General features: G+C 62.6%; 13 protein-coding genes and 1 pseudogene. 6 read left to right on the forward strand and 8 right to left on the reverse strand.

Annotation, left to right across the window (positions count from 1 at the left end; all coding sequences use genetic code 11):
- Positions 1-5 precede the first annotated feature (5 nt).
- Complete coding sequence (locus K1567_RS24140) at positions 6-767, reverse strand: ABC transporter substrate-binding protein (protein WP_034099685.1); 762 nt, start codon at positions 765-767, stop codon at positions 6-8.
- 134 nt (positions 768-901) lie between these two features.
- Here K1567_RS24140 and dnaX point away from each other — a divergent pair.
- The 6 genes and pseudogenes from dnaX to K1567_RS24170 all read left to right on the forward strand — a co-directional run bounded on the left by dnaX (position 902) and on the right by K1567_RS24170 (position 8,251).
- Positions 902-2,937, forward strand: a pseudogene (gene dnaX, locus K1567_RS24145) (DNA polymerase III subunit gamma/tau).
- A gap of 44 nt (positions 2,938-2,981) precedes the next feature.
- Positions 2,982-3,320: a YbaB/EbfC family nucleoid-associated protein gene (locus K1567_RS24150; RefSeq protein WP_017527493.1), complete on the forward strand. Its 339-nt coding sequence runs from the start codon at positions 2,982-2,984 to the stop codon at positions 3,318-3,320.
- A gap of 132 nt (positions 3,321-3,452) precedes the next feature.
- The gene (locus K1567_RS24155; protein WP_034099683.1) at positions 3,453-4,487 is read left to right on the forward strand and encodes an NADP-dependent oxidoreductase; all 1,035 of its coding nucleotides are present in this window, start codon (positions 3,453-3,455) and stop codon (positions 4,485-4,487) included.
- A gap of 66 nt (positions 4,488-4,553) precedes the next feature.
- Positions 4,554-5,156, forward strand: coding sequence for a recombination mediator RecR (gene recR, locus K1567_RS24160; RefSeq protein WP_014719453.1), 603 nt, complete (start codon positions 4,554-4,556; stop codon positions 5,154-5,156).
- A 102-nt stretch (positions 5,157-5,258) separates the two neighbouring features.
- A complete protein-coding gene (locus K1567_RS24165; protein WP_034097221.1) occupies positions 5,259-6,296 on the forward strand; it encodes an IS110 family transposase in 1,038 nt (345 codons plus the stop codon).
- 806 nt (positions 6,297-7,102) lie between these two features.
- Positions 7,103-8,251 carry an acyl-CoA dehydrogenase family protein gene (locus K1567_RS24170; protein WP_047881287.1) on the forward strand — a complete coding sequence of 383 codons (1,149 nt, stop codon included), beginning with the start codon at positions 7,103-7,105 and terminating at the stop codon, positions 8,249-8,251.
- Between the two features lie 12 nt (positions 8,252-8,263).
- Here the strand turns inward: K1567_RS24170 and K1567_RS24175 are convergent, their stop codons facing one another.
- The 7 genes from K1567_RS24175 to K1567_RS24205 all read right to left on the reverse strand — a co-directional run bounded on the left by K1567_RS24175 (position 8,264) and on the right by K1567_RS24205 (position 15,254).
- Positions 8,264-8,812, reverse strand: a complete 549-nt coding sequence (locus K1567_RS24175) for an adenine phosphoribosyltransferase (RefSeq protein WP_034099681.1) — start codon at positions 8,810-8,812, stop codon at positions 8,264-8,266.
- A gap of 81 nt (positions 8,813-8,893) precedes the next feature.
- Positions 8,894-9,628, reverse strand: coding sequence for a Crp/Fnr family transcriptional regulator FnrA (gene fnrA, locus K1567_RS24180; protein WP_034099680.1), 735 nt, complete (start codon positions 9,626-9,628; stop codon positions 8,894-8,896).
- 138 nt (positions 9,629-9,766) lie between these two features.
- The gene (gene hemN, locus K1567_RS24185; protein ID WP_034099679.1) at positions 9,767-11,149 is read right to left on the reverse strand and encodes an oxygen-independent coproporphyrinogen III oxidase; all 1,383 of its coding nucleotides are present in this window, start codon (positions 11,147-11,149) and stop codon (positions 9,767-9,769) included.
- Positions 11,150-11,251: 102 nt separating this feature from the next.
- Positions 11,252-11,935 (reverse strand): sulfite exporter TauE/SafE family protein, encoded by a 684-nt coding sequence (locus tag K1567_RS24190; protein WP_220698940.1) that lies wholly within the window; start codon positions 11,933-11,935, stop codon positions 11,252-11,254.
- Positions 11,928-12,146, reverse strand: a complete 219-nt coding sequence (gene ccoS / locus K1567_RS24195) for a cbb3-type cytochrome oxidase assembly protein CcoS (RefSeq protein ID WP_034099677.1) — start codon at positions 12,144-12,146, stop codon at positions 11,928-11,930. Before ccoS ends, K1567_RS24190 begins: the two co-directional genes overlap by 8 nt.
- A gap of 22 nt (positions 12,147-12,168) precedes the next feature.
- On the reverse strand, positions 12,169-14,619 hold the full coding sequence (locus K1567_RS24200) for a heavy metal translocating P-type ATPase (protein ID WP_047881288.1): 2,451 nt from the start codon (positions 14,617-14,619) through the stop codon (positions 12,169-12,171).
- Between the two features lie 95 nt (positions 14,620-14,714).
- Positions 14,715-15,254, reverse strand: coding sequence for a FixH family protein (locus tag K1567_RS24205; protein WP_034099675.1), 540 nt, complete (start codon positions 15,252-15,254; stop codon positions 14,715-14,717).
- Between the last annotated feature and the right edge of the window lie 6 nt (positions 15,255-15,260).

Raw genomic sequence — 15,260 nt, forward strand, 5'->3', positions numbered from 1 at the left:
CACTGTCAGTTCTTGTCAGGAGCGTGGGGCACCGATGGAATCTGGCCGGTGTACAGCTGAATGATCTTGTCGATTTCCCCTGACATTTTCATGCGCTGCAACGTGTCCAGGATTTGCTGCACCGGCAAATTGGGATCGTTACGCACAATGCAGCCCAGGCTCAACTCATCGACCACGGCGACCTTATGCAGACGCCGACCAAGCGGCAGAGACTGGTTGAAGCGATCAACCGTCCATTCGTTGATGACGGCGTATTGAAAGCGCCCAGCCAGCAGTTTTTGCAACACCTGTTCCTCACTGCGCGCTTCGTCACGGGTCAGCCGTCCGCTGGCAAACAACGCGGCCAGGCCGATGTAGCGGTAATTGAGTACGGTGCCGATGGCCTGCGGGGCCAGGTTGCTCAGTGTGACCGGTTGTTCGTCGGTACTGACCAGGACGCTGCGCTGCGCCATCAGCGGCACGCTCCAGGCGTAGTCGCCGGGGAGGTCATCGAGCCAGGCCTGGGTGACATAACAGCGCACGTCGATGTCGCCATGGAGCAAGGCAGTGGCGATGCGCGCGCGTGCCAGCACTTGGAACCGGGCCGGTAGGCCGAGCTGTGTGGCCAGGCTCGCCATCACGTCATACAAAATGCCCTGGGTCGGCTGACCGTTCTCCACTTGCACCATCGGCATCGCCCAACTGTCGGAAATCGAAAAACGCAGCGGGGCAGGCGCCGCCAAGCTGGCCGTGGTGATCATCCATAAAGCGCCCAGGACTACGCGCATACACTCTCCAGGTTCAGGCCGTTTCGGGGGCCAGTCAGCAGAGCTTAGTCAGATTAGACGAGCGTGCCGGATGCAATTTCCCCCTTGCTCCGCTAGCATTACCGGCCTCTGCTTCCCAGTTGCGACGGTTTTCGATGAGTTATCAGGTTCTTGCACGTAAATGGCGCCCGCGCTCGTTCCGCGAAATGGTCGGCCAGACCCATGTGCTCAAGGCTCTGATCAATGCCTTGGACAGCCAACGGCTGCACCACGCCTACCTGTTCACCGGTACCCGGGGGTGGGCAAGACCACGATCGCGCGGATCATCGCCAAGTGCCTGAACTGTGAAACCGGGATCACCTCAACGCCCTGCGGCACCTGTTCGGTATGCCGGGAAATCGACGAAGGGCGTTTCGTCGACCTGATCGAGATCGACGCCGCCAGCCGCACCAAGGTCGAAGACACCCGCGAACTGCTGGACAACGTGCAGTACGCCCCGAGCCGTGGCCGCTTCAAGGTCTACCTGATCGACGAAGTGCACATGCTGTCCAGCCACTCCTTCAACGCCTTGTTGAAAACCCTGGAAGAGCCGCCGCCCTACGTCAAATTCATCCTGGCCACCACCGACCCGCAGAAACTTCCTGCAACCATTCTGTCGCGGTGCCTGCAGTTTTCCCTGAAGAACATGACTCCCGAGCGAGTGGTCGAGCATTTGACCCATGTGCTGGGTGTCGAGAACGTGCCGTTCGAAGACGACGCGCTGTGGCTGCTCGGCCGCGCGGCCGATGGCTCGATGCGTGACGCCATGAGCCTCACCGACCAGGCCATCGCCTTTGGCGAAGGCAAGGTCATGGCCGCCGATGTGCGTGCCATGTTGGGCACCCTGGATCACGGCCAGGTCTTCGACGTGCTGCACGCGTTGATCGACGGTGATGCCAAGGCGTTGTTGGAGGCCGTGCGCCATTTGTCGGAGCAAGGCCCGGACTGGAACGGCGTGCTCTCGGAAATTCTCAATGTGCTGCACCGCGTGGCCATCGCCCAGGCTCTGCCTGAAGGTGTCGACAACGGCCACGGCGACCGCGACCGGGTGCTGGCGTTGGCCCAGGCATTGCCGGCCGAAGACGTGCAGTTCTATTACCAGATGGGCCTGATCGGCCGTCGCGATTTGCCCCTGGCGCCGGATCCGCGCGGCGGTTTTGAAATGGTGCTGTTGCGCATGCTGGCGTTCCGGCCCGCCGATACGGCGGATGCGCCGAGACAGCCGCTAAAGCCAGTGGGGATCAGCCAGGCCACAGTTGATTCCGCCAAACCTGTGGCTGGCGCCGCCGTGGTTGCGCCAGTTGCCGCAGCGCCTGCGCCGGTCGCGCCTCCAGCTGAGGCGCCTGAGCCAGTAGTGGTTGCCGCGCCTGAGCCCGACCCTGTGGTCGACCTGCCGTGGAACGAACCGGCGGACGCCGAGCCCGAGCCCGAGTTGCAGCCTGCCGTGGAGCCCGTGCTGGAAACCACCGGCGAGCAACCCGAACTGACCCCGATGCCCACGCCGACGCCTGACAGCGTGGTGCCGGATGCGCCGGAGTGGGTGTCCGCGCCAGTGCCCGAGCCGACGGTCGCCCAAGTCGACGCGGCCACGCCGGGCATCGACCTCGACGACGAGCCGCCGCTGGACGAAGACTACATCGAGCCGGACATGGATTCGGCCTACAGCTACCTGGACGAATTGGCCAGCGAACACGCCGCCGAACCTGCCCCGGAGCCCGAGCCTGAACCGGCCGCGGCGCCGGCCACCGGTCTGGCTCTGCAGTGGCTGGAACTGTTCCCGAAATTGCCGATTTCCGGCATGACCGGCAGCATCGCCGCCAACTGCACACTGATCGCCGTCGACGGCGACCACTGGTCGCTGCACCTGGACCCGGCCCACAGTGCCTTGTTCAACGCAACCCAGCAGCGTCGCCTCAATGATGCCCTTAACCAGTACCATGGGCGCACGCTGACGATCAGCATCGAATTGATCAAGCCTGAGCAGGAAACCCCGGCCCAGGCCGCGACCCGCCGGCGTCTGAACCGCCAGCGTGAAGCCGAGGACGCGATCCACGCCGATCCGCTCATCCAGCAAATGATGCAGCAGTTCGGTGCGGTGGTGCGCCACGATACTATTGAACCTGTCGAAGCTCCGGTGCCCCAGGCGTCATGACACCGGGCTACTAACTTGATCCACGTACTTTTGAGGTGATTCCCATGATGAAAGGTGGCATGGCCGGCCTGATGAAGCAGGCGCAGCAGATGCAGGAAAAAATGGCCAAGATGCAGGAAGAACTGGCCAACGCCGAAGTCACCGGTAAAGCCGGTGGCGATATGGTCAGTGTGGTGATGACCGGTCGTCACGACATCAAGCGCGTGAGCATCGACCCGAGCCTGCTTGAAGGCGTCAGCGATGACGACCGTGAGGTGCTGGAAGATCTGTTCGCGGCTGCCGTGAACGACGCAGTGCGCAAGATCGAAGCCAACAGCCAGGACAAAATGTCCGGTGTGACCGCCGGCATGCAACTGCCGCCGGGCATGAAGCTGCCGTTCTGATCCGCAGGCTTTAGCTAGACTCCAATGCCAGGCATCGCGCCTGGCATTTTTGTTTATGCCGATCCGATCGAACCCCGGCACGGCACCCATGGTCTGCACCCTATACCGATGAATTCGATAAGGAGCCCTCTGATGCCTCACGAACCGACACTCAACCAGCGAATCGTCCTGGTTTCGCGTCCTAAAGGCGCACCGACCCCGGAGAACTTCCGCCTGGAGCGTGTGACTTTGCCGGAGCTGGCGGACGGCCAGGTGCTGCTCAAAACCCTGTACTTGTCCCTTGACCCCTACATGCGTGGGCGGATGAGCGATGCGCCGTCCTACGCGGCACCGGTGGAAATCGACGAGGTGATGACCGGCGGCGCTGTCAGCCGGATCGAGCAGTCGCGTCATCCGAAGTTTGAAGTGGGTGATCTGGTGGTCGGTGCGACCGGCTGGCAGAGCCACAGCATTTCCGACGGCCGCAACCTGATACCGGTGCCTAAGGGGCTGGCCAGTCCTTCCATGGCGCTGGGTGTGCTGGGCATGCCCGGCATGACCGCCTACATGGGCCTGATGGACATCGGCCAGCCAAAGGCCGGCGAAACCCTGGTGGTGGCCGCGGCGTCCGGAGCGGTCGGCTCGGTGGTGGGGCAGGTGGCTAAGCTCAAGGGCCTGCGTGTGGTCGGTATTGCGGGCGGCGCGCAGAAGTGCCGCTATGTGGTGGACGAGTTGGGCTTTGATGCCTGTATCGACCATAAAAGCGAGGACTTTGCCGACGAGTTGGCCCAGGCCTGCTTCAAAGGTGTGGACATCTATTTCGAAAACGTCGGCGGCAAGGTCTTCGACGCAGTGTTGCCGCTGCTGAACGCCAAGGCACGGGTGCCGCTGTGCGGCCTGATCGCCGGCTATAACGCCCATGAGGCGCCCAGTGGTCCAGATCGTCTACCGGCCCTGCAACGGACTCTGCTGACCAAGCGCGTGCGCATCCAGGGCTTTATTGTGTTTGATGACTACGGCGACCGTCAGCCCGAGTTCCTCAGCGCCATGGCGCCGTGGGTGCGCGAGGGCAAGATCAAGTTCCGCGAAGATGTGGTCGAGGGCCTGGAGCAGGCGCCCGAAGCCTTTATCGGCCTGCTCGAAGGGCGCAACTTCGGCAAGTTGGTGGTGCGCGTCGCGCAGGATTGATCATTTGACGCTAATCCGGGGCGCGGGTATAAACCGCGTCTCGTCGTTTTGTCGGACCCATGCCCCATGAGCTTCAGCCCCCTGATTCGTCAACTGATCGACGCCCTGCGTACTTTGCCGGGTGTCGGCCAGAAAACCGCCCAGCGCATGGCGCTGCAATTGCTGGAGCGTGACCGCAGCGGCGGCACTCGCCTGGCCCAGGCCTTGAGCCAGGCCATGGAAGGCGTTGGCCACTGTCGCCAGTGCCGCACTCTCACCGAAGAAGAGCTTTGCCCGCAATGCGCGGACCCGCGCCGCGACGACACTTTGCTGTGCGTAGTGGAAGGGCCGATGGATGTGTATGCGGTGGAACAGACCGGCTATCGCGGACGCTACTTCGTGCTCAAGGGCCACCTCTCGCCGCTCGACGGCCTCGGCCCGGAGGCCATCGGCATCCCGCAACTGGTGGCGCGTATCGAGGAACAGGGCACCTTTACCGAAGTCATCCTCGCCACCAACCCCACGGTGGAAGGTGAAGCGACTGCCCATTACATCGCCCAACTGCTGACCAACAAAGGCCTGATCACTTCACGCATCGCCCACGGCGTGCCGCTGGGAGGCGAGTTGGAACTGGTGGACGGCGGCACCCTGGCGCACTCTTTCGCCGGCCGCAAACCCATCGCCCTCTAGCCACCCCGGCTGTTGTAGTAATGGAATGGACGCCCCCTTCCTAACGGCATCTATGTGCCAAAGTTAAAGTGTTACCCACACTTAGCGGAAGGGAGCGTCCTCATGCAGCTTACGACTGTTTCGGTTGACTTGGCAAAAACCGTGTTTCAACTTCACGCGATCGATCAACAAGGAAGAACAGCGCTAAGGAAGCGGCTTAAACGTGAGCAGGTTGTCCCTTTTTTTGCCAACCTGGAGCCCTGCCTAGTGGGCATGGAGGCATGTGGCGGAGCCCACTATTGGGCAAGAAAACTGCAGGCACTTGGTCATACGGTCAAGTTAATGGCTCCGCAATTTGTGAAGCCCTACGTGAAGTCGAACAAAAACGATGTAGCTGACGCAGAAGCGATCTGTGAAGCCGTTACTCGGCCCAACATGCGCTTTGTGCCGATCAAGACGGTAGAGCAGCAAGCTATTTTGGCGGTGCATTGCGCACGGCAAGGGTTTGTAAAGGCCAGAACGGCACAAGCTAATTCGATTCGTGGGCTCCTTGGAGAATTTGGCGTGGTCTTGCCTCAGGGCATTCGACATATCGTCGAGCGTTTGCCGGATATTTTGGAAGATCATGAAAACGCTCTTCCTGGATCGTTACGCCAACTGATGCAGCGCTTGATGGAGCATTTCAAAGAGCTGGATCGACAGGTCGTCGAGTTGGAACGAGAGATTCAACAATGGCATCGCAGCAATGAAGGCAGCTGCCGCCTGGCAGAAATCCCAGGCGTTGGCCCGCTCACTGCAACCGCGCTAGTGGCGTCAGTGGGTGACGCGAAAAACTTCAGTAACGGTCGGCAAATGGCGGCATGGTTGGGGTTAGTGCCGCGACAACACTCCAGCGGAGGCAAGCCCACGTTGTTGGGGATCAGTAAACGGGGCGATGGTTATTTACGCACCTTGCTGATTCACGGCGCACGCTCGATGGTTCGAGTGGTGGAGAGCAAGACAGATCCTTCGGCGGATTGGCTGAAGGGGTTATTGGCTCGTCGTCACACCAACGTTGCTGTCGTTGCCCAGGCTAATAAAACGGCCCGGATAGCCTGGGCATTATTGGCCCATGGCACCAAGTTCCGACCCGACTACACCCCCGACGTAACGGTGGCGTAGCCGGCCCGGTGGAATGAAAAAGTGATGCGTTAGAAGGAGTACTTCCAAGGTTGCTCAGGCGATCATGACGTGATGGCAAGACAGGTAGGACCGGGATCGGGTAACTCTGCCCTGCTCACAGCGCTTCGAGCGCGTTGTAGTGATAAGAGCCCGATCAGCGAATTCCATCAGGGACAGAGGCACCGCCTCACTTAAAGTCCGGATGTATGGCTGCAACCTTATCCCGTCTGTGTTTTCACGAATTGAGTGCTTGGCATACTGGGGGCGTCCATGTATGAGCAGGCTTGCCCTGCGCTGGGCTGCGAAGCCGCCCCGCAACCTGGCAACCGTTTCCGCCTGACACACCGCAGCACCTGCAGACGGGGCCGCTTCGCGCCCCAGCGCGGGGCAAGCCCGCTCACCACTGCAAGCATGTGCGCCGCTCCCCGTGTAGTGAGCAGGCTTGCCCTGCGCTGGGCTGCGAAGCAGCCCCACAACCTTGCAACCGTTTCCGCCTGACACACCGCAGCGCCTGCAGACAGGGCCGCTTCGCGCCCCAGCGCGGGGCAAGCCCGCTCACCACTGCAAGCATGTGCGCCGCTCCCCGTGTAGTGAGCAGGCTTGCCCTGCGCTGGGCTGCGAAGCAGCCCTACAACCTGGCAACCGTTTCCGCCTGACCCACCGCAGTGTCTGGATACAGGGCCGCTTCGCCGCAACAAGTGTGTGGCGGGTTCAGTTCGGATTTCTTTGGCACTACGTTTTTTCGAATGCTTGTTAACCAAGCAAGCGCTTGGTAATTTCTCTCCACCGTTGCGTGGAGTTTGCCGATGTCTGCCTATCAGGATTACTTCGACCCCCATCACCAGCTGATCCGCGACAGCGTGCGTCGCTTTGTCGAGCGCGAGATGCTGCCGGGCATCGAGCAATGGGAGGAGGCGCAAAGTTTCCCCCGCGAACTCTACGACAAGGCCGGTGCGGCGGGGATCCTTGGCATCGGGTATCCAGAATCATTGGGTGGCAGTCACGAAGGCGATTTGTTCGCCAAGGTTGCGGCCAGCGAAGAGTTGATGCGCTGCGGCTCCGGCGGCGTTGTCGCGGGGCTCGGTTCGCTGGATATCGGCTTGCCGCCGGTCGTCAAATGGGCACGGCCCGAAGTGCGCGAGCGAGTGGTGCCGCAGGTGTTGGCAGGGGCGAAGGTCATTGCTCTGGCGGTTACCGAGCCGGGTGGCGGTTCCGATGTGGCCAACCTGCACACCCGCGCCGTGCGCGACGGCGACTGTTACCGCGTCAGCGGCAGCAAAACCTTTATTACCAGCGGCGTGCGCGCCGACTTCTACACCGTGGCGGTGCGCACCGGTGGGCCGGGATTTGCCGGTATCAGCCTGCTGTTGATCGAAAAAAACACCCCTGGTTTTACCGTCGGTCCACCACTGAAGAAGATGGGCTGGTGGGCGTCGGACACGGCTGAGTTGTTCTTCGATGACTGCCCAGTGCCCGTCGGCAATCTGATCGGCGCCGAGAACATGGGGTTCGCCTGCATCATGGGCAACTTCCAAAGCGAACGCCTGGCTCTGGCATTGATGGCCAATATGACCGCGCAGATGGCCCTTGAACAGAGCCTGCGATGGGCCGCTCAGCGTGAGGCGTTCGGCAAACCCATCGGTAAATTCCAGGTGCTCAAGCATCGCTTGGCGGAAATGGCCACGGCCGTGGAAGTCTCGCGGGAGTTCACCTACCGCCAGGCAGCGAAGATGGCGGCGGGCAAAAGTGTGATCAAGGAAATTTCCATGGCCAAGAACCTGGCCACCGACACCGCCGACCGCGTCACCTACGACGCCGTGCAGATCCTCGGCGGCCAGGGCTATATGCGCGGCAATCTGGTGGAGCGGCTGTATCGCGACAACCGCATCCTGTCCATCGGCGGGGGGACTCGGGAGGTAATGAACGAAATCATCAGCAAGCAGATGGGCTTGTGATGGTCAGTGCCATTAGCGTTCAGTCAATGAAAACTGCGTCAGGCAAAACGCCGGGATGCCCATGTCTTCCAAGCGCTGCGAGCCACCCAGCTCCGGCAGGTCGATGATTGCGGCGGCTTCGAACACCTTCGCACCCATGCGCCGTACCAGGTTCGCAGCGGCTATCAGCGTACCGCCAGTGGCGATCAGGTCATCGAATATCAGCACCGAGTCGCCTTCGCACAAGCTGTCGGCGTGCACTTCCAGGAAGGCTTCGCCGTATTCTGTCTGGTAACCCTCGGCCAGCACATCGGCCGGCAGTTTGCCTTGCTTGCGAAACAGGATCAGCGGCTTGTTCAACTGATAAGCAATGATCGAACCGATCAGAAAACCACGAGCATCCATCGCGCCAATGTGGGTGAACTCGGCTTCGACGTAGCGCTGGGCAAAGCTGTCCGCCACCAGGCGCAGGGCCTTGGGCGATTGGAACAGCGGGGTGATGTCACGGAAGATCACCCCAGGCTTGGGGAAGTCGATGACAGGGCGGATCAGGGATTTGATGTCGAACGAGTCGAAGGTCATCGTCGAGGAGTCCTGGGTGCGGAAAACGGACTCGAAGTATACCTGCGACCTTGCCGATTGGCGCGGCCGCAGGTGTCTGCATCAACCTTCTATGGAGCCACCGGCCAGCGCGCACAGCTGGATCGGGTCGAGGATATGCACTTCCTTGCCTTCGGCGGCGAGCAGTTCGTTCTGCTGGAAACGGGTGAACACGCGGGACACGGTTTCCACCGCCAGCCCCAGGTAGTTGCCGATTTCGTTGCGCGACATGCTCAAGCGGAACTGGTTGGCCGAGAACCCACGGGCGCGGAAACGGGCAGAGAGGTTAACCAGGAAGGTGGCGATGCGCTCGTCGGCGGTTTTCTTCGACAGCAGCAGCATCATTTGTTGATCGTCGCGGATCTCGCGGCTCATCACACGCATCAATTGGCGGCGCAGTTGCGGCAATTGCAGCGCCAGCTCATCCAGGCGTTCGAAGGGGATCTCGCACACCGAGGTCGTCTCCAGCGCCTGGGCCGATACCGGGTGAATCTCGGTGTCCATGCCCGACAACCCCACCAGTTCACTCGGCAGATGGAAACCGGTGATTTGTTCCTCGCCGCCGTCGCTCAGGCTGAATGTCTTCAACGCGCCGGAGCGTACTGCATAGACGGAATCGAACTTGTCGCCCTGGCGAAACAGAAACTCGCCTTTCTTCAGCGGGCGACCGCGTTTAACGATGTCGTCCAGCGCATCCATGTCTTCCAGATTCAGCGAAAGTGGCAGGCAGAGGGGGGCCAGGCTGCAATCCTTGCAATGGGCCTGGTTATGAGCGCGCAGCTTGACTGGCTCGGACATTACTAAAATCCTTGTGGGGAATCACACATAATGCGTAAGGGTAACGCACTGTGGGCAGTCAGGCCAGCCTGTACAAAAAAGCACCAATAGTATAGAGGTTAACGCAAGCCCGGCCCTCACCGCGCCGGGGCTTGCCCTTCAGATCACCCGCGAAAACCGCTGCCGGTTCTGGTGCTCCAAGTACGCATCGAACACCATGCACACCGAACGCACCAGCAGTCGGCCGGCCGGCAGCACGCGAATGCCGTGTTCGTCGAGGGCGATCAGACCATCCGTGGCCATCGCCTCCAGTTGCGGCCAGAGATCGGCGAAATACCCGCGAAAATCAATATTGAAAGCCTGCTCGACAGGTTCGAAAGCCAGGCTGAAATTGCAGATCAGTTGCTGAATTACTTCACGGCGCAAACGATCGTCCGTGGTGCAGACCAGGCCACGGCTGGTGGCCAGTTGCGCGCCAGCCAAGGTGTTCTGGTAGGTATTCAGGTCACTGCTGTTCTGGCAGTACAGATCGCCGATCTGGCTGATGGCCGACACCCCAAGCCCGATCAGATCGCAATGACCATGGGTGGTGTAACCCTGGAAGTTGCGTTGCAGCCGGCCCTCTTCCTGGGCGATGGCCAGCTCGTCGTCGGGCAGGGCGAAGTGGTCCATGCCGATGTAGCGATAGCCGGCCTGGGTCAGTTGTTCGATGGTGGTTTGCAGCATCAACAGTTTTTGCGCCGGGGAGGGCAGTTCGTCGCTGTTGATGCGGCGTTGCGGCATGAAACGTTCCGGCAGGTGCGCATAGTTGAACACCGACAGGCGGTCCGGCTGCAGCTTGATGACTTCCTCCACGGTGCGCGCGAAGTTGATCGGCGTCTGTTTAGGCAAGCCGTAGATCAGGTCGATGTTGATCGAACGAAATTGCAGGGTGCGCGCCGCGTCGATCACCGCGCGGGTTTCTTCCAGACTTTGCAGACGGTTCACTGCGCGCTGGACCTCGGGATCGAGGTCTTGCACGCCGATGCTCACGCGGTTAAAGCCCAGCTCGCGCAGCAGGCCCATGGTGGCCCAGTCGGCTTCGCGCGGGTCGATCTCGATGCCATAGTCGCCGGAGTCATCGTCTAGCAGGTTGAAGTGCTGGCGCAGGCAGGTCATGACCTGGCGCAGTTCGTCGTGGCTGAGAAAGGTCGGAGTGCCGCCGCCGAAGTGCAGTTGCTCCACCGGCTGCTTGGGGTCCAGGTGGCAAGCCACCAGTTGGATCTCCTGCTCCAGGCGTTGCAGGTAGGCGTGGGCGCGGCCTCGGTCCTTGGTGATGACCTTGTTGCAGGCGCAGTAGTAGCAAATGTTCGCGCAGAACGGCACATGCACGTACAGCGACAGCGGCCGTGTGGCCTTGCGGCTGTCACGCAGGGCGTGGAGCAAGTCGAATGTGCCGACTTGGCTGTCGAATTGCACGGCGGTCGGGTAGGACGTGTAGCGCGGCCCTGCCAGGTCGTAGCGGTTAATCAGATCGGTGTCCCAACGAATGGCGTCGAGCATGCGGGCGTCCCCCGGATAGGCTAGTGGGCCGAGTCTAGGGGTTGGCCGTAGGGGGCGCCTTGATTTGCGTCAACGGGGAGCGGCGCTATGCCACACGGCGTTTCAATGCCCCATCAACCAGTGCTGATGCGGGCCGGGCAGGGTCCAGATACCGAAGAGCACCACCAGCACACCGCCGGCCATGCGCACGCTGCGCTTGCGCAGTAAGGCAGTGACGCGTTCCGCCGCCAGCCCGGTGGTCAGCAACACCGGCCAGGTGCCCAGGCCGAACGCCAGCATCAGCAAACCACTGTCCAGCGCATTGCCTTGGCTGGCGGCCCAGAGCAGGGTGCTGTAGACCAACCCGCACGGCAACCAGCCCCACAGCGCGCCCAGCAACAACGCGCGGGGCAGGCTGGACACCGGCAGCAAACGGTTGGCAATCGGCTGGATATGCCGCCACAGGCCACGCCCGAGGCGTTCGATACGGGTCAGACCGCTCCACCAGCCGGCCAGGTACAGGCCCATGCTGATCAGCAGCAGACCGGCCAACACCCGCAGAATCATGGCCGCCGGGCTATTGGCCACGGCCCAGCCGGCCATGCCGATCAGCAGCCCGGCGCAGGCGTAGCTGAGGATGCGCCCCAGGTTGTACGCCAGCAGCAGACGAAACCGACGGCTGCGCTGCTCTTGAGGGATGGCCAGGGTCAGCGCGCCCATCAGTCCACCGCACATGCCCAGGCAATGGCCGCCACCGAGCAGGCCGAGGATCAGCGCGGAAACCAGTAACGGCGCCAGTTCAAGCATGGGGTGGTTCTTGGGGCTTGGGCGGTTGCTCGGGGCTGTTGGCTTCTTCGACGCCGGCCAAGTGGTTGGGGTCCTGGTCATCGAACAGCACGCTGTGGGCCGGGCCGTCGAGGTCGTCGTACTGGCCGCTGTCCACGGCCCAGAAGAAGATGTAGATGGCGACGCCCACTAATAGCAGCGCCGCCGGAATCATCACGTATAAAGCTGGCATCTGCACTCCATGCCCGCGCGGCTCAAGCCGGCAGCGGGCGGGTTACTTGAGGGGCGCTGGCGGCCGGCGCGCTCGGCAGGCGAGTCAGGCGCAGGGCGTTGAGCACCACGGTCAACGAACTGAGGGACATGCCCACCGCCGCCCAAATGGGCGTGATCCAGCCGAGGGCGGCGAACGGCAGCATAAGGCCATTGTATAGCCCCGCCCACACCAGGTTTTCAATGATCACCCGTCGGGTGCGCCGCGCCAGGCTGAAGGCCTGCACCAGCGCATCCAAGCGGTTGGACAGCAGCACCGCGTCGGCGCTGGTCTTGGCCAGGTCGGTGGCCGAGCCCATGGCCACACTGATATCCGCGGCGGCGAGCACCGGCACATCGTTGACTCCATCGCCGAGCATCAACACCCTGCGGCCTTCCTGGTGCAGGCGTTGCAACACTTGCAGTTTGTCGTCGGGACGCAGGCCGCCGTGGGCCTCGTCGATGCCCAGCTCAAGCGCGACGCTGGCGACCATCGGCGAACTGTCCCCCGAGAGCAGCAGGGTGCGCCAGCCGCGTGCCTGGCAGGCTTGCAGCAAGGCCGGTGCGTCGCTGCGCAGGCGGTCGTCGAGCACGAACCAGGCGAGCGGGCCCTGGCGGTCACCCAGCAGCAGCCATTGTCCGGCTTCGTCGGGTGAGGCGGGCAAGGCGCAGCCGCTGAGTTCACACACGAACCCCGGCTGGCCGATGCGCAGCAGGCGCTCGCCCACGCGACCCTCCAGGCCGAGGCCGGGGGTGCTCAGCACTTCATCGGCAGCCAGCGGCGCACGCCCGAAAGCACGGGCAATCGGGTGCTCTGAACGGTTTTCCAGGGCGGCGGCCAGGCCCAGGCAGGCATCGCTGTCCAACGGGCCCAAGGGGCGAATCGCTCGCAGCGCCAGGCGGCCTTCGGTGAGGGTGCCGGTCTTGTCGAAAATCACCGTGTCGATTTGGTTAAGACCCTCCAGCACATGGCCGCGGGTCAGCAGCAAACCGAGTTTGTGCAGGGTGCCGGTGGCGGCGGTGAGGGCGGTGGGTGTGGCCAGCGACAAGGCGCACGGGCAGGTCGCCACCAGCATCGCCAGTACGATCCAGAACGCCCGCGACGCGTCCAACTGCCACCACCACAGGCCGATCAGCGCGGCGGCGAGCAGCGAGCCCAGCAGGAACCATTGCGCGGCACGGTCGGCGATCTGGGCCAGCCGCGGTTTCTCGGCCTGGGCCCGTTCCAGCAAGCGCACGATGGCGGACAGGCGGGTGTCGTGGCCCAGGGCACGTACTTCAACGGTCAGCGCGCCTTCCACATTGAGGGTGCCGGCGGTGACGCTATCGCCCACCTGGCGCGCTTGCGGCAGGTACTCGCCGGTCAGTAGTGACTCGTCGATGCTGGACTGACCGTCGAGGATCACTCCGTCCGCCGGCAGCACCGCGCCTGGGTGTACGCGCACGCGATCGCCCACGGCCAGTTCGCTGAGCAGGATGCGCTCGCTCTGGCCATCGCTTTGCACGCGCAGGCACGACGCCGGCAGCAGGTTGACCAGTTGCGCAGTGGCGGCGGCGGTGCGTTCGCGGGCGCGGCGTTCCAGATAGCGCCCGGCCAGCAGGAACAGCGCGAACATGCCCACTGCATCGAAATACAGCTCGCCCACGCCACTGATGGCGGTCCAGATGCCCGCCAGGTAGGCGCCGCCAATCGCCAGGGACACCGACACATCCATGGTCAGATGGCGGGTGCGCAGGTCGCGCAACGCGCCTTTGAAAAACGGCGCGCAGCTGTAGAACACGATGGGGGTGGTCAGAAACATCGCTACCCAGCGCAGGATGACGTGCAGCTCTGGGCTCAGGTCGATATTGAATTCCGGCCAAGTGGCCATGGTTGCCATCATCGCCTGGAACCACAGCAACCCGGCCACGCCCAGTTGGCGCAGGGCCAGACGGTTTTCACTGGCCAATTGCTCAGCGGCGCGGTCCGCCTGATACGGGTGGGCGGCATAGCCGATATGGCGCAGTTCGCTGAGCACCTGGCTCAACGGCAGTTGCCCATCGGCCCAGCGGACCTGCAAGCGATGGTTGGACAGGTTCAGCCGTGCCTCGGCCACGGCGGGCAGGCTGCGCAGGTGTTTTTCGATCAGCCAGCCACACGCCGCGCAACTGATGCCTTCCATCAGCAGGGTGGTTTCGGCCAGTTCGCCGTCATGGCGCACAAAGGGTTTTTGCACGTCGGCGCGGTCATACAGCGCCAGCTCCTCCACCAGTTGTACCGGCAGCGCTTCGGGGTTGGCCGAGGCTTCGCTGCGATGCTGGTAATAGCTTTCCAGGCCCCCGGCCACAATCGCTTCGGCCACCGCCTGGCAACCTGGGCAGCAGAGTTCACGGCGCTCGCCGAGGATCTGAGCGGTGAACCGGCTGCCGGGCGGCACGGGCAGGGCGCAGTGGTAGCAGGGAAGCGGGGTGGTCATGGCTTGGAATCTTTAGGGGCTGGTAGGGCCTCGTCGCGGGCCAGCCCGGCTCTCGCAGGGAGGGGCGGGGCCGCGACGTGCGAAGCGCAGAGTGTTTACTTCTTCAGGTCTTCGGCGCCTTGCAAGGGCTCATCTCCCAGCAGTAAGTCTTTGTCGTGGCTGACTTCTTCTTCCTCGAACAGGCGCCAGGTCTTGTCGCCTTCCACACCCAAAAGCTCCACGAAACGGCGGCCTTCGACTTTATCGGTCACCTGACCCAGGTAGCGGCCCGGCTCGCTGTCGCTGCGGGTCAGGTTGATCTTGCGGTCTTTCTCCGGCTGGGTCGGTGAAATCAGGTTCAGTTGCAGGGTGTTGGGGTTGCTGTAGCCGGTGAGGTTCAGCTCGACCTCGCCGGTCAGTTCGTCCAGGTGCAGCTTGGCGCGCAACTGCAGGGTCTGGGCCAGGCGTTCACGATCCAGGGAGCGGTTGATGCCTTTGCCGGCCTCGTAGTAGTTGTCGTTGACCAGGTTGTCAGGGTTGTTCACCGCGATCGTCACCATGGACAAGGTCAAGGCCACCGAGCAGGCGAGGATACCGATGATGATCCAAGGCCAGAGGTGCTTGTACCAAGGGCTTGCGGCAGTGGCTACGGGCATTGTTCG

The sequence above is a fragment of the Pseudomonas sp. S5F11 genome (assembly GCF_019641515.1).
GTDB classification, from domain to species: domain Bacteria; phylum Pseudomonadota; class Gammaproteobacteria; order Pseudomonadales; family Pseudomonadaceae; genus Aquipseudomonas; species Aquipseudomonas rhodesiae.